The sequence below is a fragment of the Lacrimispora sp. genome, from assembly GCF_036758025.1.
In the GTDB taxonomy this organism is placed as follows: domain Bacteria; phylum Bacillota; class Clostridia; order Lachnospirales; family Lachnospiraceae; genus Lacrimispora.
In genome coordinates, this window is sequence record NZ_DAIOXM010000012.1 from 122,328 (window position 1) to 143,168 (window position 20,841).

Genomic DNA, 20,841 nt, shown 5'->3' on the forward strand with positions numbered 1-20,841 from the left:
TTTTAAGGCCTATTCCTTCAAAAAGTTGGATTTTTTCGGAAAAAGGTTGATTTTTTTAGGCAGATCTTTGAACCGCCGGAATCTGTACCGTAACAGAGGTCCCCACCCCGTATTGGCTTTCTACAGAAAGTCCGTAGTCTGCTCCGAAATTAAGCCTGATCCTCTCCGCCACATTGGCTATGCCAAAGCCTTCCCTCATGTCCACATCCTCTCCGCCCCTGCTCACCAGCTTCTGCATTTTCAGGAGGGCCTCAGGCTTCATGCCGATTCCATTGTCCTCTACCCTTAAGAAAATGTCATTTCCTTCCTGCCAGCCGCTGATCTTTAAAAAACCCTTTTTCCTGCAGTTCTTGATGCCGTGATAAAGGGCATTTTCCACAATGGGCTGAAGGGTCAGCTTCATAATGGAAAAATCCATGATTCCCTCTTCAAAGTCAATTTCATAATCCAAAATATCCTCATACCGGAAATGCTGGATCTGGAGGTAGCTGTTTATGTGCTCCGCCTCCCCTCTTATAGCAATAAAATCCCGCCCGTTGTTAAGTCCCATCCGCAGGAAAGAAGAAAGGGCCGTTACCATTTCCACCACCTCCTGATGGCGTTTTCCCTCTGCCAGCCAGACAATGGTGTCCAGGGTATTATAAAGAAAATGAGGGTTGATCTGAGCCTGGAGAAGCTTCAGCTCCGTCTTTCTTTTCAGTTCCTGCTCCTGCCTTACATGGTCAAGCAGCTCCCCGATGCGAAACACCATATGGTCATACTGGTCGCTTAAGGTCTGGATTTCCTCAATATTGCTCTTAGGAGCGCTGACCTTTAAGCTTCCGCTGGCAATCTCCATGGTATAGGCGCACAATTCCTCAATGGGCTTTGTGATCTTCTTTCCAAAGGTGGTGAAGGAAATCATAAGGAACACGATGATGTAAGCGCAAATCACAATACACAAGGCAATGACCTGCCGGATCTGGGCATCCAGCTTCTTTCGCATGGCCTCCAGGTTATTTGTCTCGCTGTATATGTAGTCGGACATGGTTTCCTCAATCAAATCGGTAATGACGTAAATGTCCTTGTCCAGACGCTCCATATTCCGGTCATAATCACCGATGACACTGCTGGTGCGGATATCTTCAATCCGTTTTTCCAGGATGCCGATGAGTACCAGAATGCCGTCCAGCCCCTTTTTGCTGCTCTCCTGAGGGGTGGAGTCCTTTAGCTGTTCAAACAGCTTTCTGTAGCTTTCCAAGTCCTCGTAAGGATTTAAGGAATCAAAGGAATCCGCCCCTATGGCAATACGGTACATCTTATAATCAATGTTGGATTTAAAATCGAAATTAAACTCCGTAGCCATGGTTAAGTTCCGGATGCTCTGCCGGTACTGTTCATTCTGCCACGCCATTACATACAGCAATATCCCAATCATGATGATGACTGGGATAAAGACAATGGCCTGCATAGACCGTATTTTTGCTTTGATTGAATCACGCTTGCGCTTCATTTTCTCCTCCTGACCGAAATGCCTTTGGGGTGATTCCATGAGTCTTCTTAAATAAGTAGCTGAAATAATGAGGGTCCTTATAGCCCACCTGGTAACCGATTTCCGAGGTTCTTAAATCTGTCTTTAACAGAAGTTCCCTTGCCGCATCCATCCGAAGTTTTGTTAAACATTCTACAAAGGTGATGCCCATTTCCTGACTGAAAATAGTGCTGAAATGGTTGGGACTGATGTTGACAACAGAAGCCACCGCATTTAAGGAAATGTCTTCATCCTGGTAATGGGCTCCCATATAATCCCTGGCTTTTTCAAGGACCAGCCGGTACTTTTTCCGGGAGCAGGTATTCCTTAAGTTAATGGCCTTGGAAAGAATGGACCGGATATAGGAAACCGCCGACTCCTCAGAGCCTGCGCTGGGCTGAAGGGTCTGGGCATCTCCAAGCTCCTTTATGACCTGTTCCGGTTCAAAGCCTAACTGGGTCACAAACCCCACCGCCGCCAGATATACGTCCATTAAAATATACTGCCTGAATATCAGGGATTTAAAATTATTGCCGCAGGCGTCTACATATTCTTCCACAAAATACTTTACCTCAGGCGCTGAACCATTCTTAAGAAAGTTGGGAACAATATCCCTGCTCAGCCTGCTCATATCCATTCCGGCCACGCTGATTCTTTGGGAATCGTCATGAAGCCGGACCGCCTCCTCTGCCGTAAGAAACTGGTTGTGCTCCAGCATGTAGCGGCAGGCATAAGCCCTGCTTGCCGCCTTAAAGCAAGACTTAATCTCGCTGAGTCTGGAGACAGGCATTCCGATTCCCCCGAAATACTCCAGCTCCGGACAGTCCCTCACCAGCTCTGCCAGAAGCTGTTTCCAGGAGAAAACTTTCCTCTCTAAATCCTCCGGATCATTTCCCATAACCAGGAAAGCGTAGCCTTCCGTCAGCCGGTTAAAGCCGATTATATCTCCCCTGCTGTCCAGCTCCTCCTTTAGCCTTTCGTCAAAGATCACCCCTTCGTCCGAATACTGTTCCTGACCGCCGGAGTCCTTTGCCTGGAACAGGATTAAATTATACATAGGCGCACTTAAAGACAGGCTGTGCTCCTGTCCTTTTAAAAGAATTTCCTGAAGTCCCATTTTTCCCGACAGAATGGTGTCAAACAGCCTGTCCCTTTCCATCCGCTTCCGTTCTTCCTGCTGCTTTAAAAACTCCAGCTTGTAGCCCCTTTCGCTTCTCTCCTGCATAATGGTGTCGCTCATGCGCTCCAGGGCCTCCAAAAGCTGGGCACTGGTCACAGGCTTTAACAGGTAATCCGATGCCCCTATTTTTATGGCCCGCTTTGCGTACTCAAAATCATCATAGCCGCTGAAAAATATGATATGAATGCTTGGAATCTCCTTTTTCACCATTTCGGCCAGTTCCAGCCCATCCATAAAGGGCATCCGAATGTCGGTCAGCAGAATATCCGGCTTTGACTTCAAAATCAGCGGATAAGCCAGCTCTCCGTCAGAGGCCTCGCCTGCAAAGTCAAACCCGTATTTCCCCCATGGAATTCCGTTCTTAATACCCTCCCGGACTATTTTTTCATCTTCTACAAGAAAAACTTTCATCATTTTCCTTCCCCCTTCGGCAATCCGGTCTTCTCTCTGCGGTCCCTGCAGGATTCCCGGACCACCAGCTCTGGTTTCAGGATACGTTCCACTTTGCTATCTTCATCAGAGATGCCATTCATCTTTTCCAAAAGAAGCTCCGCTGCCACGGCCCCCAAGCGCTCCTGGGGGTGGGCAATGGTGGTCAGTTTTACCTTTCCGTTTTCTGCTATAAAGGAATTGTCATAGCCTGTAACGGAAATATCTCCCGGCACCGACCGTCCGCTTTCTTCAATGGTTTTTATGATCTCCAATGCAATCTGGTCATTGTAGCAGACAATCCCGTCTATGGGGGCGCCTTTCTCAAGCATATACGTTAAGATGCTTGATGGCTTCGCCATGCGGTCTTCCGTATGGAACCAGATCACCATATCCGGATCATAAAGGATTTCTGCCTCCTGAATGGCCTTTACATAGCCCTTGTGCCGATCCTTTCCCTGGCTGTCATCTGCTTTGAATATTCCCAGAATATGCTTATGTCCCAGATCCAGCAGATGTTTGGTGACCAGATAACCACCCATACGGTCATCCATCAGGATATGGGGCTTATCTTTCATCTGGTCATAGTATCCCTGTATGAATACATAAGGAATGCCATAAAAATCCAGCTTGTCATACAGCCCCTTATGCCTGCACATGATCTCGCTTTTGCTTGGCTCTATAATAAGGCCGTCAACATCCTTTTCAAGGATTTCCTCTATGCACTTGATTTCCCGGCGTCTGCTGTTTCCCGTATTCTTCAGTATGATGCTGTAACCCTCCGCAGTAAGCACCCGGTCGATCCCCTGGATCAGCCGGGGGAAAATGTAATCGGATAAGTAGGTAGTAATTACCGCAATGTTACCCGAACCTTTTTTCCCAAACCTTTTTCTGGAAACAAAAGTTCCCCGGCCATGCTCCGCCTCGATAAATCCCTCCTGCTCCAGAATGGAAAGGGCTTTTCTCACCGTATGACGGCTGACATGGCAGGAGGACGACAGTTCATTTTCCGAGGGCAGACGGTCCCCCGGCTTTCTTTTTCCTGAAATAATGTCTTTTTTCAGTTCTTCCATCAACATGTAATATTTTGTTTTTCCATTGTCCTCCGCCATATAGCACTCCTTACTATTAATTCTGTCCGTAATATGCATTGGGCCCATGTTTCCGCATAAAATGCTTATCCTGCATGCACTGGGGAGCCGATGTTACCTGAGGATTTAACAGCTCAGTCATGAGACTCATCTTAGCGGTCTCCTCCAAAACAACGGCATTATGAACCGCATCGGCCGCATCAATTCCCCATGTAAAGGGCCCGTGGTTTTTGCATAGAACAGCAGGCACGTGCATGGGGTCCATTCCTTTGAACGTCTCAATAATGACCAGACCCGTATTTTTTTCGTATCCTTCCTCAATCTCTTCTCTGGTGAGATTCCGGGCACAGGGAATTTCACCGGAGAAATAATCCGCATGGGTGGTGCCGTAGCAAGGCAGAACCCTTCCTGCCTGAGCCCAGGAGGTTGCCATAGGAGAATGGGTGTGGACGATTCCGCCGACAGCTTCAAATGCCTTGTATATCTCTAAATGAGTGGCAGTATCTGAGGAAGGATTTAATTTCCCCTCTACCTTATTGCCCTCCATATCTATGACCACCATATCCTCCGGCGTAAGTTTTTCGTAATCCACTCCGCTGGGCTTGATAACGAAAAGACCCATTTTGCGGTCAATGCCGCTGACATTGCCCCATGTGTAAGTAATAAGTCCTTTTCTGGGAAGCTCCATGTTGGCCTCATATACTTCTCGTTTCAATTCCTTCAACATGTCAAACCCTTCCTTTCTTCTTCCAGAATCACTTTAAGCTGTCCACTGCAGCCCGCTCAATAGAAAGTCCTTTTTTGTACCGCTCCATAAAAACAGCAAAGCCTGCTTCATCCTCAAGGTCCGGTTCTATTCTGATTCCCGATTTCCCATGAAATACTTTTTCTGCCAGATAGTGATCCAAAGTCTCTTCTTCATCCTTTTGGATCATGTAAGAAGCCAGAAGAGCAGCTCCCCAGGCGCCTCCTTCTCCTGCAGTCTCCATAACAGAGACCGGAACGCCCATGGCAGCAGCCATGATCCGCTGTCCTGCTTCCTTTGTCTTAAAGAGACCGCCATGGCCTAAAAGAGCATCCAGTTCAACCCCTTCGCCGTACAGAATATCCATTCCGATCTTTAAGGCTCCCAGAGCCGTATACAAGTGGACCCTCATAAAGTTTGCCAGATTAAAGCGGCTTTCCGGCGTACGGATAAACAAAGGCCGCCCCTCTTCAAAATGAGTGATATGCTCTCCTGAAAGATATCCGTAAGAAAGGAGGCCTCCGCCGTCCTTGTCACCTTCCAAAGCTTTCCGGTAGAGATTGGAAAACAAGACGTTTTTATCGGTTTCTATTCCCATGGTTTCCGCAAATTCCGCAAACAGGGATACCCAGGCATTTAAATCCGAAGTACAGTTGTTGCAGTGAACCATGGCAACCGGATCCCCGGCAGGGGTTGTCACCAGATCAATTTCCGGGTAAACCCTTGAAAGCTCTTTTTCCAGCACCACCATGGCGAACACACTGGTTCCGGCGGATACGTTTCCCGTCCTTCTGGCTACGCTGTTGGTGGCAGTCATTCCGGTTCCTGCGTCTCCTTCCGGGGGGCACAAGGGTATTCCAGCCTTTAAATTGCCGCTTGGATCGAGGAGCCTTGCTCCCTCTTCCGTCAGGGTTCCCGCTTCCTCTCCTGCCGTCAGCACCTGAGGCAGAATATCCCGAAGCTTCCAGGGCAGATTTTCAGAGGAAACCAGCTGGTCAAACTGCCTCACCATCCGTTCATGATAATCCTTTGTGCCGCTGTCCACCGGAAACATACCTGAGCAGTCTCCGATTCCCAGCACTCTTTTTCCTGTCAGCTTCCAGTGCACATACCCTTCCAGAGTGACGAGATAATCAATCTCCGGCACATGTGCTTCTTTGTTGAGAATGGCCTGGTATAAATGGGCGATGCTCCATCTCTGGGGAATTTGATAGGAAAACAACTCCGTCAGCTTTTTTGAAGCGTCCTCTGTCATGGTATTTCTCCAGGTACGGAAAGGAACCAGAATTTCCCCCGCTTTATCAAAGGCCATATATCCATGCATCATAGCAGAAAAGCAGATAGCGCCTACATTTGTCAGGGTTTCTCCGTACTGCTCTTTTACAGCTTCCGCCATCTTCCGGTAGCTGTCCTGCACCCCTTTCCATATATCGGAAATCGAATAGGTCCAGATTCCATCTATGTACTGATTTTCCCACTCATGACTTCCGGAAGCGATGGGTTCATGATTTTCATCCACCAGTACAGCTTTGATCCTGGTAGAGCCCAGTTCCACTCCAAGGGCAGTCCTGCCTTCCCGTACAGCCGCCGCAATTATATTTTTCTCCATTGAAACCCCCTCCTCTTGCCTTTCATGACCTGTTTAACGGTATACTGCAAAATTCCACTTCAATTCATTTTTCAAATCTCTGATGGTTGTATGTTCATCGATGTAAACAGCTTCAATGCCCATGGCATCAGCCCAGTCTCCCATCTGTTCTGCTGTCAGATCATAGGAAAATGCTGTATGATGGGCTCCGCCGGCCAGAATCCAGCTTTCCGCTCCTGTAGTCAGGTTTGGCTCCGGTGTCCAGAAAGCGGTTGCAACAGGAAGCTTAGGCATTGACTGCTCCGTCTTTTTGCAGTTCACAGTGTTGATAATCAGGCGGAAACGGCTGCCAAGATCAATGAGGGATGTTGCGATTCCCCTTCCTTCCTTTGCCGTAAATACAAGGCGGGCAGGATCTTCCCTTTGTCCCATGGACAGAGGATTTACTTTAATTCCTATTTTCCCGTCGGCAACGGAGGGGCAAACCTCCAGCATATGAGCCTGAAGAATACCTTCCTTTCCGGGAACCAGGTTGTAGGTGTAGTCTTCCATAAAGGAAGTACCCTTTGCCTCCTTTAAATCGGCTGTCATGATTTTCATCAGACGGACCATGGCCGCTGTCTTCCAGTCCCCTTCGCCGCCGAAGCCGTAACCCTTTTCCATCAGACGCTGGATTGCAAGACCCGGAAGCTGCTTTAATGCGCCTAAATCTCCGAAATGGGTAACAATGGCCTGGTAATTCTTCTCCTTTAAGAACCGTTCAAAACCCAGCTCAATCTGTGCCTGGACAGCCACGTGGTTTTTAAACTCCTGAGGATCTCTTCCTTCCAGCAGGATTTCATATTTGCTGTAATACTCCTCCACCAGAGCCGAGATATCCCCTGCTGCCACATCTTTTACGTAAGCTTCGATTTCATTGACCGGATAAGCATCGATCTCCCAGCCAAACTTTATCTGAGCCTCCACCTTATCTCCCTCGGTAACGGCAACATTTCTCATATTGTCCGCCACCCGGAGCACGCGGATATGGCTGCTTTCCATGATTCCTACTGCGGTCCGCATCCAGGAGTCTATCCGGTCCTGAACCTTTTCGTCATCCCAGAAGCCTGCAATGACCTTTCTCTCAATTCCCATTCTTGTAACCATATGGCCGAACTCCCTGTCCCCGTGTGCGGACTGGTTTTCATTCATAAAATCCATGTCAATGGCATCATAAGGAATCTCCCGGTTAAACTGGGTGTGAAGGTGAAGCAGGGGCTTTCTGTATTCCTGAAGCCCTAAAATCCAGGACTTTGCCGGAGAAAAGGTGTGCATCCAGGTAATAACCCCCGCACATTCCTCGTCCCCGTTGGCCTGATTGAACAGGCTGCGGATGGAAATATTGTCAATAAGTACCGGCTTTAAAACCACTTCAAAAGAAAGGCGGCCGCATGCATTGAGCCTTTCCACTATGATCCGGGAATGCTCCGCCACATCCTGCAAACACTCTTCCCCATAAAGATCCTGTGAACCCGTGGCAAACCAAAACTGATACGTTTTACTTTTCATATTAATTACCCCTCGCTTTTCTATGTATTTGTTTTATTGAATTTCCATGAGAGCGATCCGGTCATCCTCTTAATACCAATTTACAACTTGTATGTACCACTGCACAAGTTGTTTTTATTTATTTTATCATAAATCTGATTTGTTCCAAGTACCAGGAGGCGGAAAGCTGCTTATTTTACCGCATAAAAGGTCATTATCAAAAAGCAAAATGCGCCAGGGACAGCCCCCGGCGCATTTTGCTTTTTCTTATCTTTATCTGGTCTTGAATGTGGAACATTCCGTGTGGCCTGCTTCCCTGGCCCCGTCTCCGGCAATTCCAATGTGATCCGCTGAACAGTGGCGGTCTTCGTTGTATACGCAGTTGACTGCCTCGCAGTCCACCTCCAGCCTGCTTTCCGGAGTCTTGAACACGTTCCGGAAGGAACCGTCCTTATTTTCATCAAAGCTTCCGCAAAATGTATCATAGGAATCCTTTGCCTGGTTTCCTTCTACTATAATAGCAGACTTACAACAGTAGTAATCAGAATTATGAATACAGCTTGTAACACTACAGTCTAATTTTGTCATGACCTGTGACCTCCTTTGATTTCTGAAGAAATTGAACTGATGATTCAGGAGGTAGTGTGCGCAAATGGTCAGGAAAATATTCTCACGAATACTTCCTGACCATCTTAAATTTAAATTTATTTTGATTCTTCTGTTACATTTACCTTTTTAATTTCCTTTGTACGGATTTCACGGCAGATATCATCGATAAAATCTCCCAGAGGACGCTGTCCTTCATCGCCGTTAAAGCGGCTGCGGACTGATACCACGCCTTCCTCTTCTTCCTTCTGTCCTACCACCAGCATGTAAGGAATCTTTGACAGACGGGCTTCACGGATCTTATAGCCGATTTTCTCTGCTCTCTCATCAACCGTTGCCAAAATGCCGTTTTCCTTTAACTGGGCTTCTACCTTCTCCGCATACTCATGATACTTTTCAGAAATCGGAAGTACACGAACCTGCTCCGGACATAACCAGGTTGGGAATGCGCCTTCGTATTTCTCAATGAGCCATGCCAGAGTTCTCTCATAGCAGCCCATGGAGGTTCTGTGAATGATATAAGGACGCTTCTTGGTTCCGTCTCTGTCCACAAAGCTCATGTCAAAGCGCTCTGCCAGGAACATGTCAAGCTGAATGGTGATCATGGTGTCTTCCTTGCCGTATACATTTTTAGCCTGAATATCCAGCTTAGGACCATAGAAAGCCGCTTCTCCTACTGCTTCCGTATATTCGATTCCGATGTGATCCAGAATCTTTCTCATCATATCCTGGACTTCATCCCACATCTCAGGAGTTCCCAGATATTTATCTGCTTTGTCAGGATCCCATTTGGACATCTGATAGGTTACATCGCCTTCCAGGCCAAGTGTGGTCAGACAGTATTTTGCCAAATCCACGCAGCCCTTAAACTCTTCTTCTATCTGGTCAGGACGGACAATTAAATGTCCCTCGGAAATGGTGAACTGGCGCACACGAGTCAAACCGTGCATCTCTCCGGAGTCCTCATTCCGGAACAGAGTGGAAGTCTCGCCGTATCTGCAAGGTAAGTCACGGTAGGATTTCTGGCTCTGCTTGTAAACGTAATACTGGAATGGGCAGGTCATAGGGCGAAGGGCAAATACTTCATCATCCTTTTCCTCGTCTCCCAGCACAAACATTCCTTCCTTATAATGATCCCAATGGTCGGAAATAATATAGAGATCTTTTTTTGCCATAAGAGGAGTTTTTGTCCTCATATAGCCTCTCTTCTCTTCCTCATCCTCAATCCATCTCTGCATAGTCTGGACGATCTTGGCACCCTTTGGCATCAGAAGGGGAAGACCCTGACCGATGACATCAACCGTTGCAAAGATTTCCAAATCCCGGCCCAGCTTGTTGTGATCCCGGTTTTTGATGTTTGCAAGGTATTCCAGATATTCATTTAATTCTTCCTTTTTGGAAAAAGCTGTTCCATAAACACGTGTCAGCATGGCATTTTTCTCGCTGCCTCTCCAGTAAGCGCCTGAGGAGGAAGTCAGCTTAAATGCTTTGATGGACTTTGTGCTCATCAGATGAGGCCCTGCGCAGAGATCGGTAAAATCTCCCTGGCTGTAGAAGGAAATCTCCGCACCCTCCGGCAGATCCTGAATCAGCTCCACCTTATAGGGCTCTCCCTTTTCCTCCATAAACTTAATGGCTTCTTCTCTCGGAAGGGTAAATCTTTCGATTTTAGCACCTTCCTTTATGATCTTTTTCATTTCGGCTTCAATTTTGTCTAAGTCCTCTCTTGAAAAAGAAGGGATATCAAAATCGTAATAAAAGCCGTTTTCAATGGAAGGTCCGATTGCCAGCTTTGCTTCCGGGTACAGTCTCTTCACTGCCTGAGCCAGGATATGGCTGGCAGTGTGACGGTAAGCAGAAAGACCTGCCGGATCATTGACAGTCAGAATACTTAAGCTGCTGTCCTTATCCACAACAGTTCTTAAATCCACAACAGTTCCGTCTACTTCGCCTGCACATGCATTTCTTGCCAGGCCTTCGCTTATATCAGAGGCAATGTCAATGACTGACATTGAATGCTCATATTCTTTGACTGAGCCGTCTTTTAATGTAATCTTCATCTTTTAATCTCCTTTTCTGACAAATAAAAAAGTCCCTTTCCATATGCTTCCATACAGAAAGGGACGACTCAACTATAGGAATCGCGGTTCCACCCTTGCTTGAATGAACAAAAAATGTTCAAACCACTTCATTGTGATGATAACGGAATCACCGTTCCCTATTAAGGGACGCTCCGAGCTGGTCTTCTCATAGCATTCCGGTAAGGCACTTTCACCAAACGGGCCTCTCTCTGAACTTTCCTGATATGATACTGGTCTCATCAACGCTTTTTATATTAATTTCTACTCAAATTATAACACGATGAAATTGTTTGTCAAGTAGGCGGTAAATTTTTTCAAAGCAGGATAATAAGAGCAGCGGTAATCGCCACAATGCTTATGATGATTGACAAGGAATTGACGGCGCTGGCCATCTCAATATCTCCGTTTAAGGCACCTGTAAAGGCTGGAGCCACCGAAGATATGGGGCCTAAGGAAACAATAGCTAAAGCCTGGCGCATTTCCAGCCCAAAGGGAGTGAGAAAATAAAATCCCAGGGCCATGAGCAGGGCAAGCCCGTACCTGGTGGCTAAAATTTTAATGATCTGGGCTATTTTCTCTTTTTCCATCCGTATTTCAAACCCAATACCCAGCATGAGAAGGGCAATGAATCCATTGGCCGCCCCTGCGGTTTCTGCAAAGCTGAGAATCACCGCGGGAAGCTTGATCTTTAACAGGGCCAACACAGTCATGACCACATAAGCGTCAAAGGGAACAGAGGAAAACAGCTTCAGCAAAATATTTTTCAAAGAAGGCTTTTCCTCTTCTCCCAACACCATACTGCCCACGGTATAATTAATTCCGGTACACATGACGGCATTTCCCGCATCAAAAAGGCTTGTGACTGCAAATCCCATGGGGCTTAAAAAGCTCTGCACAAAGGGCATGGTAAAGTTCCCCACATTGTATCCGGACATGTTGATCATTGCAAAGGCTCTCGTTTCCTTTGATTTCGTAAGATTCATCAGATAGCCGATGACAAGGGTGACCAGGTTGCATAAAAGCCCGGCTGCACACATGATCAGCAGGGAATACTCCATGGTAATCTTGCTGAAATTAGACACAATAGCTGCCGGAAGAGTGATTTTAATGACCACTTTAGAAAATAAGTAAAAATCCTTTGCACGAAAAAATCCTGCCAGTTTAAGCAGGTAGCCCATTGCAATAATTGCTACAAACGCAACTGCCTTTGCCAATACTGCTGCCATAGAACACTCTCTTTTCTTTTTGTATTTTATTTAGGTAAACTGTCTGCTCAAACCAAAGTTCCGGCGGTGCCGCAATCGGCCCCGCCGGATATCAATATATTTATTTTACTTCCACGGTCCAGCCCTTCGGACCTTCTACCGCGCCAAGCTGGATTCCTGTTATGGTATCGTAAAGCTTCTGGGTCAGTTCTCCGATTTTTCCGCCTCCGATGGACATCCTGTCTTCCTCAAACCGAAGCTCTCCTACCGGGGAAATAACCGCGGCTGTTCCGGTTCCAAAACATTCCTCCAAAGCTCCTGACTCTGCGGCAGCAACTACCTCATCTACGGAAACCTTCCGCTCCTCTACGGCCACTCCCCATTCCCTGCAAAGGGCGAGGACAGAATCTCTGGTAACTCCCTGAAGAATGCTTCCGTTTAATTCAGGTGTGACCACAACACCATTGATCTTAAAGAAGATGTTCATAGCTCCCACTTCTTCAATATACTTCCGGTGAACTCCGTCAAGCCATAACACCTGGGAATATCCTTCTTCATGCGCCTTTACCTGAGAGGCCAGGGAGGCCACATAATTTCCGCCTGTTTTTGCCTCTCCGATTCCGCCCTTTACTGCTCTGACGTATTCGTCCTCAATCCAGATCTTAACCGGATCAAGGCCGCTGGCGTAGTAAGCGCCTACCGGAGACAAAATAATCATGAATTTATAAGTATAGGAAGCTCTGACTCCTAAGTATGGGTCTGTAGCAATGACAAAGGGTCTGACATAAAGGGAAGTTCCCGGATTTGTGGGAATCCAGTCCTGATCCACAGACACCACGGTCTTCAATGCCTCCAAAAACAAATCCTCCGGAATCTCAGGAATACAAAGACGGCGGTTGCTCTTATTGGCACGCTCAATGTTCTTATCCGGGCGGAACAGTAGAATCCGGCCATCTTCTGCTTTATAAGCCTTTAAGCCCTCAAACATCTCCTGCCCATAGTGAAATACCATGGCAGAGGGGTCCAGCTCCAATTTATGATAAGGCACGACGCGGGGATCAAACCAGCCCTTTCCTTCCTCATAGTCCATTTCAAACATGTGATCTGTAAAAATGGTTCCAAATACCAATGGATTGTCTCTGCCTGGTTTTTCCTTGGGACAAGCGTTTTTTTCTATTCTGATTGTCTGCATTTTGTACTCTTCCTTTCCTCTTCCCTGCCCATGCTCTTTGGGCATCATGGTATACCCGCAGGGTGCTTCCTCTTCCCTGCCCATGATCTCTGGGCATCTGGTATACCCGCAGGGTGCTTCCTCTTCCCTGCCCATGCTCTTTGGGCATCGTGGTATACCCGCAGGGTGCTTCCTCTTCCCTGCCCATACTCTCTGGGTATCAAGGTACACCCGCAGGGTGCTTCCCATACCGGCATATCTGTCAGTTTTTTATAATTTGTTTATCATTATGGTCCAAAAAGCTTCTGGTGTCAAGAAATTTCAGCCTATTTTACTCTGCCGAAATGGAATCTAAACCATAACTCTGAGTTATATATCGAGGAAATTCCATTCTCACAGTCTTCATGGGATTTACAGTCTGGCAAATCACCAGATCTCCAGCCATGGTCAGAAGCATGCCTGCATCCTCACTGTCTATTCCTGCCTTTTCTTTTATAAAGTCAAACATCTGTCTGGTGGCTGCCCTCCATGCCTCTTCCACACTTTCCCTGGAGGCAATGGTAATCAGCCGGTCTTCGGTTTCAATCATGGGATAAGGAACACAGTTTTTGTTCCTGACCACCTCTACTAAAACTGTGGCCCGCCCTTCAATCTCCAGACCGCAGTCCTCCACCTCTCCGTCGCCCATCACTCCATGGAAATCTCCCATGGATAAAAGAGCTCCTTCCACAAATACAGGCAGATAAAGGGTGGCGCCTTTTCTGATCTGGGTGCAGTCCATATTTCCGCCGTGGTCCATGGGGGTGATGGTGGAAACTCCGTCTCCTTCAGGAGCCACGCCAATGACCCCGATCATAGGTTTTACCGGAATCCGGAGTTTTTCGTTATACAGGGCGAATCCGTCTTTTACGGGAACTCGTCTTAAGACTTTACGGGGAAACTCTTCCTTTTCACTTCCGCTTCCCGGCCCCAGCATAACAATACCTACAGGGCCCATTTCAATGTCCAGAATTTTGATCTTTAACATATCTCCCGGCATTGCGCTTTCCACATAAAGAGGACCTGTGGCCGGATTTCCCGGCTTTCTCACCACGTTTTCAAAGGTGGCCTGCTCAGGCAGAAACTGATTGGTGAAGCAGTCATAAGTTTCAAATACAACTGTCTCTCCCGGTTTAATGGTGTCACAGGGTGGATTTTTCTTTGAGAGAATATTGGTAATATAATTTCTGGTTATGGTTTTCATTGGTCAGTCCCTCTGGTTTCTTTATATGTTAGTTTTTTATCCGATGTTTTTCTGCCAAGCTCCGGCCATACCGTAGCCAGCATGGTAATAAAGCAGGCGCAGCCTCCGATTAAGTTGGATATGGGCTCTGACATCAGGATTCCTGCCGGGCCGTTTCCCATGATGGCAGGAAGGATCAGGATTAAGGGAGCCACAATAACCACCTTCCGGAAAACGGAAAAGAACACAGCCTTTTTTGCCTTTCCCAAGGCAACAAACACGGACTGGGCCGCAAATTGCAGGGACATGAAAAAGAATCCGAAATAATAGATCCGCATGGCTGCAACGCCTTCTTTTAAAAGCTCTGCATCCCGGTTGAATATCCGGATAAAAAATTCAGGAAAGCTGTGGATCAGCCCCCACATAAGTGTGGTATATATGATAGACACTACCGAAACAAATACGATAGACCGCTTTACTCTGTCATATTTTTCCGCTCCATAATTGTATCCCATAACAGGCTGCGCACCGCTGGTAACCCCGTTTACAGGCATGGTAATTACTTCCCGGACCGAATTGACGACAGTCATGATTCCAACATACAAATCTCCGCCGTAGCGCTGGAGGGAAGAATTATATAAAATCTGAACCAGGCTGTTGGTGATGGACATGGTAAACCCCGACATGCCAAGGCCTGTAATATTTCTCACTCTGTACTTTTCTAAGCGGAAACAGGAGGTTTTCAGTCTTATGATAGCCTTTTTACCTGTCAGAAACTTAACAATCCAGACTGCAGACAGAAACTGGGATATGATGGTGGCGAAAGCCGCCCCTCTGACTCCCATGTTCAGAACAAAAATGAATATGGGGTCTAAAATAATATTAGAAACTGCTCCCAGAAGAACCGTCATCATTCCGATGGTTCCAAAACCCTGGGAGTTGATGAAACTGTTCATTCCAAGACCGATCATCACAAAGATATTTCCTACCAGATAAACGGTGATATACTGGTCCGCATAGGGATAAGTTAAGTCACTGGCCCCAAACAGATACAGCATGGGCTTTTTGAATATAAGTCCCAAAATTGTCAGTATGACTCCGGAAATCATTAAAAGCACAAAGGAATTGCCCATAATCCGTTCCGCTTCCTTTACATTTCCCCGCCCCCGTTCAATAGAACACAAGGGGGCGCCGCCCATTCCGAAGAGATTGGCAAAAGCAATGACCATGGAAATGATGGGAAGGCACAAGCCCAGGCCCGTTAATGCCAGGGTGGAATTTTCAGGTATCATTCCTATGTAGACCCGATCCACAATGTTATAAAGCACATTGATAAACTGGGCCAAGGTCATGGGAAGGGCCAGTCTCAATATGTTTCCCATTACGCTTCCTTGTGAAAAATCATTTTTTGTATCAGTCATTTCCTCACTGCCTTCTTTCTATTTTCTTCTCCGTCTTTTATCTGTTATCGATCAAACAATTTGCCGTTCATAACCTATCTTTATTTATCATACCACCATCCCCCTGTTTTTGCATCCCCTTTTTCCTTCTTATGCCATGACAGACTGCTGCAAAAGAAACATTTCCTTCTGCGGCAGCCTGTCATGACTGATTGCATCTATTCTCTTTTATCAGCCGTTTTCCTCATGAAACTGAAATAAATTCAGCCCTATGGCTTCATCTTCTCTCCGTTCCACTGTCCCGGGAATTTCCGTTATAATCAGTTCACCGGTGGCGCTGATCACTCCCCTGCTCAAATGGCCTCCGTGGCATTCTCCTGTATGGGGATTTCCGATTACCATATGAAGATGCAGATAAGGATCTCCTTCCTTTTGGGTGATGCTTCCCATCAGCGAGGCAATCTCATAAAGCCCTTGATATTCCCGGCTGTAATACTGCTTCTTTTCTGTATCAAAGACACCCAGCTGAACCGTGTCTACTGCTCCAAGACCAGTCACAGATGCAAGCCTTATTCCTTCTTCCCTGCAAAGCCTTATCAAACTGAGAAGAATCTCATCCCCCCGGTCCAGACGCACCACAAATGTATGCACAAACTTTCGATATTCCATATGGAAGCCCTCCTTCTTCTCTGCTGTTTTATCTATATCTCATACTATAACAATTTCTGCCTGAAAAATAAAGTTACAATTCCCGTTTTTACGGCCAATGCCGCATAAAACGAAAATTGTAACTTTTATTTAAGTCATTGATCAGGTAATGGGAGCCGGATTAAAAATGCACAAATCATTATAAAGCTTATATTTCTCCGAATAAGTCTCCTTGCGCCCGCTGGCAACATCAATAATTTCATGAAACAGCAGAGTTCCAATTTCCTCTATAGTGGCTTCTCCAGTTGCAATGGGGCCTGCATTTACATCGATCAGGTCCATCCACTGGTCTTTCATATCATTTCTGGAACATACCTTGATCACCGGAGCCATTGCAAGGCCGTAGGGAGTTCCCCTTCCTGTCATAAACACCTGAAGCCCAATACCGCTTGCAAGCTGGCACGGCCCGCAGACAATATCGCTTGCAGGAGTTGCCGCATAGATAAGTCCTTTTTTTGTGGGCTTTTCCGCCGGGGACAGTACTTCCACAATGGGAGAGGTGCCGGACTTTGCAATGGAACCCATGGCCTTTTCCACAATATTGGCTAATCCGCCTTTTTTATTTCCGGGAGTGGGGTTGGCGCTCCGGTCTACTTCGCCTTCTTTTAAATAATTATCATACCATTTCATTTCTTTTGCCAGCTTCTTCCCCACTTCTTCATTTATGCAGCGCCGGGCAAGTAAATACACTCCATCCCGCACCTCCGTAACTTCGGAAAATAAAACCGTTGCTCCGCCTTTTACCAGCATATCGGAAGCATAACCCGCAGAAGGGTTGGCGGTCACTCCGGAAAAAGCATCGCTGCCTCCGCATTGCATACCGATCAGCAGGTCAGAAAGGGGGAGAGTCTGCCTTTTTCTCTCATTTAAGATCTTCAGCTTCTTTTCAGCCATTTCCATCAGAGAGCCGATCATGTCGTCCATCCCCTTTTTTTCCTGGAGGATAATGACATTTTCCTCTGTAATATCCGCAGCATCGCAGAGCATTTCCACAGAGAACTTTTCGCAGCCAAGGCCTACTACCATCATCTGTCCTCCGAAGTTAGGATGCTTGGACAGGTTTCGGAGAGTCCGGATGGGAATATGGGCCTCCGGTGCATTGATGGCAACACCGCATCCGTAGGCATGGTTTACAGGTACGATTCCATCCACGTTGGGATATTTGGGAAGCAACTCCCGCCTCATCCGCTCCACTGCCACATTGAGCACGCCTGTCACGCACTGGACCGTGGTGCTGATTCCCAAGAGGTTGCGTGTTCCCGCAGGCCCTCCCCAGGGGTTAGCATAGCCTTCCCAGACCGTAACCGGCGGTTCAGGCAGATCAGTTACCAGATCAGTACCAAACTCCATGCTGTCCACATCCGGGGGATCCGGCAGCTCCAGCATATGTTCGTTGATCCAGTCTCCCTTTGCAATGGAATCGACCGCATAGCCCAAAACCACACCGTAGCGGATGATCTCTCCTCCTGCAGGAATATCGCAAAGAGCGATCTTATGAGCCTGGGGAATGTTGTGGCGGGCAGCCACTCCGTCCATCACTTCTGTGCCGGCCTTGATCTCATTGATTGCAATGGCCACATTATCCTGTTCCTTGATCTTTATATACAATGGTACGCTCACGTATTTTTACCCCCTATATTCTAACAGGCGTTAAAACATTCCCAGCCTGGTCAAATTCCATTTCCTGCGGCTCTCCTACGGCTTCCAGCCCTTCATACTTACCTGCCTTTACGTCTTCATAATAGGTTTCTGACAATAAAATGGTATCAATATGGAGGCTGTTTGCAATTCTCACCATCCGGAGACTGCCCGGTTTTATCTTGTTGCAGGTTCGGATGCAGATCTGAATGGCCTCTTTATCAGTGGCCATCACACACGGTATCCGGGCTGAGGCCAGAACTGTGCTTGTAATGCAGTTGGGATACATCTTTTCCACATCCATTTCATCAAATATCTTTTTGGTAATGGCACTGGCTAATCCGCATCCTAATGCATTACCGTGGGATGCCTGGCTCAAATTTAAAAAACAGGTTCTCTGGGTTCTGATGCCTCCCGTCGCATAGGGTGTGGAAAAGGTCCCCGTTATGTTTGGATCCACTCCAGTCCCGCTGTAATTTTTTCCGATCTCATCCACTACCAGCACATCAGTTTCTCCCACGATCAGCCTGGGCATGTTGGAAAATGCATAAGTTAAAAGCTCAGGTTCCCTCTTTAGAATGTTCTCCGCCAATATGGCTTCGATTTTACAGGTTTCATCGTATGCATTTTCTATGCAGGGAACAGCAAAAAGGATATTGGCCTTTTCCAGCACCACCTTTGCCATGTCCGGGATGTTCTGAGCTATAACATCCATGCCGTCACTATGTACCACAGAAGCGCCTATCTGCTTTCCAAGTCCCACTGTCATCATCTTACAGGGACCGCTTTCATAAGGTCCCCGAAAGGCGTTATGAGGCTTCAAGCGGCAGGAAATAATAATTCCATCTGCTTCATATGCATTTTTATCCAAGACCACACGGCATCCTCTTTCGGTATACCCCAGTTCCACTACTTCCATGGAGGAGCGGATCGAACATCCCATGGTCTGCTCCGTAATCTTATAGCTTTCCAGCACCTCAAGCTGTCCCTGAGCCGTTACCCCGCCATGGCTTCCCATGGCAGGTACAATAAAAGGCTTTGCACCTTTGGATTTCACAAAATCTACAATGGCCTTGGTGATGATGTCCACATTGCGGATGCCCCGGCTTCCAGCAGTAATTGCAATGCTCATGTCCGGCTTGATAAGAGAAGAAATTTCTTCCTGCTCCAGCTCTTTCCATACGGTCTGGAGAATATTCTCCGGCTTAATAGAGTCTGCCGGAAATTTCTGCCGGGCACGGAACATTCTGGGTATCTCCACATCTTTTAAAAGCTGTGAAACGCCGCCTCCGTCTATCACATTCATTCTGAATTATTCCTTTCCTATTCCTGACTGTTAATTCTGCACTGTCTGGAAATAAGAATCTGCTTATAACCAGTCCAGATCATCATGCCGATAGAGAACAGAATAAATGCAGCTGCAATCGGTGATGTGAAGAATGTAAGGAAATTGTTGTTGCTGTACATCAGACCTCTGATTAAGTTTTCCTCTATCGTTGTTCCCAGGACAAATCCCAGAATCATAGGTGCCTGAGGAAACTTGTGCTTCGCCATAAAATATCCAATAACACCGAAAAGAAGGGATGTCCATACATCGAACATATTATGATTCGTTCCATATGTACCGACAATACACAGAACCAAAACTGCCGGAAGCAAAATGTACTTGGGAACTTCCAATACTTTTATAAACAGACGGATTCCGCCAAATTCCACAATAAGCATCATGATCGTTGCAATAAGGAATGCAGCAAAAATACCATAAACAAGAGTTCCGCTATTCTTAAACAACAAGGGTCCAGGAGCAATTCCATGAAGAGTCAGACCGCCCAGGATCATGGCTGTTACCGTATCTCCAGGTATTCCCAAGGTCAGCAGCGGAATTAAGGCTCCGCCAATTGATGCGTTGTTTGCAGTCTCAGTTGCGATAACACCGTCAATCACACCGGTTCCGAATTTTTCCGGATATTTACTCTGCTGCTTTGCCACACTGTAAGCCACGATATTGGAGGTAGCACCGCCAATTCCCGGCAGAATGCCGATACCAATACCAATCAGAGCAGAACGGATAAAATTGACAAACTGATCCTTGAACTCCTTTAATGAGATTCCAAAGCCTTTAATTTTATAATTCGTGATTTTCTGCTCCTTTGATTCAAGTCCGTCTACAGCCACCTTTAAAACCTCTGCCACTGCAAACAGCCCAATCATAACCGGAAGCTGCTGGAATCCATTTTCCAGATCCCGAATTCCAAAAGTAAAACGCTCTGCTCCTCCGATTGAAGCAATTCCAAAAAGGGAGAATGTCAAACCTGCCACGCCGCTCATCAATCCCTTTAACAGATTATCCCCTACCATAGCACCAATCATAGTCAGCGCAAACAGGCAGATGGCAAAAAATTCATAAGGTCCAAATTTCAACGCAATTTTTGCCAGGGAAGGAGCAATGAAAATCAAAGCCAGAATGGAAAGTATGGTTCCCAGGAAAGAATATAAAATGCCGATTCCCAGAGCTTTTCCTCCCTCTCCCCTGTCCGCCATAGGACCACCGTCAAAGGTAGTTGCCACGGAAGAAGGGGTTCCTGGAATCTTTAGCAATATGGCAGAAATCAGGCCGCCGGAAGTTCCTCCAACATAAAGAGCGATCAACATGGAAATTCCATTTAATGGTGTCATGGAAAAAGTTATAGGCAGACAGAGAGCGACTGCCATGGTAGATGTCAGCCCTGGAATAGAGCCG

Annotated in this window: 16 protein-coding genes; all 16 read right to left on the reverse strand. The window is 46.8% G+C overall.

Translation table 11 applies throughout. The annotated features are described in order from the left end of the window. Positions 1 to 55: 55 nt before the first annotated feature. Positions 56 to 1,492, reverse strand: coding sequence for a sensor histidine kinase (locus tag V7M78_RS12000; protein ID WP_333649780.1), 1,437 nt, complete (start codon positions 1,490 to 1,492; stop codon positions 56 to 58). Then, entirely contained in the window at positions 1,476 to 3,104 is a 1,629-nt protein-coding gene (locus tag V7M78_RS12005; protein ID WP_333649782.1) for a response regulator transcription factor, read from the reverse strand. Before V7M78_RS12005 ends, V7M78_RS12000 begins: the two co-directional genes overlap by 17 nt. Then, positions 3,101 to 4,231 carry a GntR family transcriptional regulator gene (locus V7M78_RS12010; RefSeq protein WP_333649784.1) on the reverse strand — a complete coding sequence of 377 codons (1,131 nt, stop codon included), beginning with the start codon at positions 4,229 to 4,231 and terminating at the stop codon, positions 3,101 to 3,103. Before V7M78_RS12010 ends, V7M78_RS12005 begins: the two co-directional genes overlap by 4 nt. A 16-nt stretch (positions 4,232 to 4,247) precedes the next feature. Further along, positions 4,248 to 4,937, reverse strand: coding sequence for an L-ribulose-5-phosphate 4-epimerase (locus V7M78_RS12015; protein ID WP_333649786.1), 690 nt, complete (start codon positions 4,935 to 4,937; stop codon positions 4,248 to 4,250). A 28-nt stretch (positions 4,938 to 4,965) separates the two neighbouring features. Continuing rightward, on the reverse strand, positions 4,966 to 6,564 hold the full coding sequence (locus tag V7M78_RS12020; protein WP_333649788.1) for a xylulokinase: 1,599 nt from the start codon (positions 6,562 to 6,564) through the stop codon (positions 4,966 to 4,968). 33 nt (positions 6,565 to 6,597) lie between these two features. Beyond that, complete coding sequence (gene araA, locus V7M78_RS12025; protein WP_333649790.1) at positions 6,598 to 8,091, reverse strand: L-arabinose isomerase; 1,494 nt, start codon at positions 8,089 to 8,091, stop codon at positions 6,598 to 6,600. Between the two features lie 252 nt (positions 8,092 to 8,343). Next, entirely contained in the window at positions 8,344 to 8,658 is a 315-nt protein-coding gene (locus tag V7M78_RS12030; RefSeq protein WP_333649792.1) for a DUF1540 domain-containing protein, read from the reverse strand. Between the two features lie 116 nt (positions 8,659 to 8,774). Continuing rightward, entirely contained in the window at positions 8,775 to 10,736 is a 1,962-nt protein-coding gene (gene thrS, locus V7M78_RS12035; RefSeq protein WP_333649794.1) for a threonine--tRNA ligase, read from the reverse strand. A gap of 335 nt (positions 10,737 to 11,071) precedes the next feature. Beyond that, positions 11,072 to 11,983: an AEC family transporter gene (locus V7M78_RS12040; RefSeq protein ID WP_333649796.1), complete on the reverse strand. Its 912-nt coding sequence runs from the start codon at positions 11,981 to 11,983 to the stop codon at positions 11,072 to 11,074. A 100-nt stretch (positions 11,984 to 12,083) separates the two neighbouring features. Beyond that, positions 12,084 to 13,154: a branched-chain amino acid aminotransferase gene (locus tag V7M78_RS12045; RefSeq protein ID WP_333649821.1), complete on the reverse strand. Its 1,071-nt coding sequence runs from the start codon at positions 13,152 to 13,154 to the stop codon at positions 12,084 to 12,086. A 310-nt stretch (positions 13,155 to 13,464) separates the two neighbouring features. Continuing rightward, entirely contained in the window at positions 13,465 to 14,376 is a 912-nt protein-coding gene (locus V7M78_RS12050; protein WP_333649798.1) for an acetamidase/formamidase family protein, read from the reverse strand. Beyond that, positions 14,373 to 15,776, reverse strand: coding sequence for an MATE family efflux transporter (locus V7M78_RS12055; RefSeq protein ID WP_333649800.1), 1,404 nt, complete (start codon positions 15,774 to 15,776; stop codon positions 14,373 to 14,375). Before V7M78_RS12055 ends, V7M78_RS12050 begins: the two co-directional genes overlap by 4 nt. 210 nt (positions 15,777 to 15,986) lie before the next feature. Next, on the reverse strand, positions 15,987 to 16,424 hold the full coding sequence (locus V7M78_RS12060) for a PPC domain-containing DNA-binding protein (protein ID WP_333649802.1): 438 nt from the start codon (positions 16,422 to 16,424) through the stop codon (positions 15,987 to 15,989). 141 nt (positions 16,425 to 16,565) lie between these two features. Then, positions 16,566 to 18,083 (reverse strand): galactarate dehydratase, encoded by a 1,518-nt coding sequence (garD, locus tag V7M78_RS12065; protein ID WP_333649804.1) that lies wholly within the window; start codon positions 18,081 to 18,083, stop codon positions 16,566 to 16,568. 13 nt (positions 18,084 to 18,096) lie between these two features. Continuing rightward, positions 18,097 to 19,407, reverse strand: coding sequence for a lactate racemase domain-containing protein (locus V7M78_RS12070; protein WP_333649806.1), 1,311 nt, complete (start codon positions 19,405 to 19,407; stop codon positions 18,097 to 18,099). A 17-nt stretch (positions 19,408 to 19,424) separates the two neighbouring features. Next, positions 19,425 to 20,841, reverse strand: a 1,417-nt coding sequence (locus V7M78_RS12075; protein ID WP_333649808.1) for a tripartite tricarboxylate transporter permease, incomplete at its 5' end; no start/stop codon positions are given.

Coding starts and splice junctions, on each gene's coding strand:
- V7M78_RS12030 (WP_333649792.1), bottom strand. CDS start 8,658: ATGACAAAATTAGACTGTAGTGTTACAAGCTGTATTCATAATTCTGAT.
- V7M78_RS12070 (WP_333649806.1), bottom strand. CDS start 19,407: ATGAATGTGATAGACGGAGGCGGCGTTTCACAGCTTTTAAAAGATGTG.
- thrS (WP_333649794.1), bottom strand. CDS start 10,736: ATGAAGATTACATTAAAAGACGGCTCAGTCAAAGAATATGAGCATTCA.
- V7M78_RS12060 (WP_333649802.1), bottom strand. CDS start 16,424: ATGGAATATCGAAAGTTTGTGCATACATTTGTGGTGCGTCTGGACCGG.
- V7M78_RS12020 (WP_333649788.1), bottom strand. CDS start 6,564: ATGGAGAAAAATATAATTGCGGCGGCTGTACGGGAAGGCAGGACTGCC.
- V7M78_RS12050 (WP_333649798.1), bottom strand. CDS start 14,376: ATGAAAACCATAACCAGAAATTATATTACCAATATTCTCTCAAAGAAA.
- araA (WP_333649790.1), bottom strand. CDS start 8,091: ATGAAAAGTAAAACGTATCAGTTTTGGTTTGCCACGGGTTCACAGGAT.
- V7M78_RS12010 (WP_333649784.1), bottom strand. CDS start 4,231: ATGGCGGAGGACAATGGAAAAACAAAATATTACATGTTGATGGAAGAA.
- V7M78_RS12000 (WP_333649780.1), bottom strand. CDS start 1,492: ATGAAGCGCAAGCGTGATTCAATCAAAGCAAAAATACGGTCTATGCAG.
- V7M78_RS12015 (WP_333649786.1), bottom strand. CDS start 4,937: ATGTTGAAGGAATTGAAACGAGAAGTATATGAGGCCAACATGGAGCTT.
- V7M78_RS12040 (WP_333649796.1), bottom strand. CDS start 11,983: ATGGCAGCAGTATTGGCAAAGGCAGTTGCGTTTGTAGCAATTATTGCA.
- V7M78_RS12005 (WP_333649782.1), bottom strand. CDS start 3,104: ATGATGAAAGTTTTTCTTGTAGAAGATGAAAAAATAGTCCGGGAGGGT.
- V7M78_RS12055 (WP_333649800.1), bottom strand. CDS start 15,776: ATGACTGATACAAAAAATGATTTTTCACAAGGAAGCGTAATGGGAAAC.
- V7M78_RS12045 (WP_333649821.1), bottom strand. CDS start 13,154: ATGCAGACAATCAGAATAGAAAAAAACGCTTGTCCCAAGGAAAAACCA.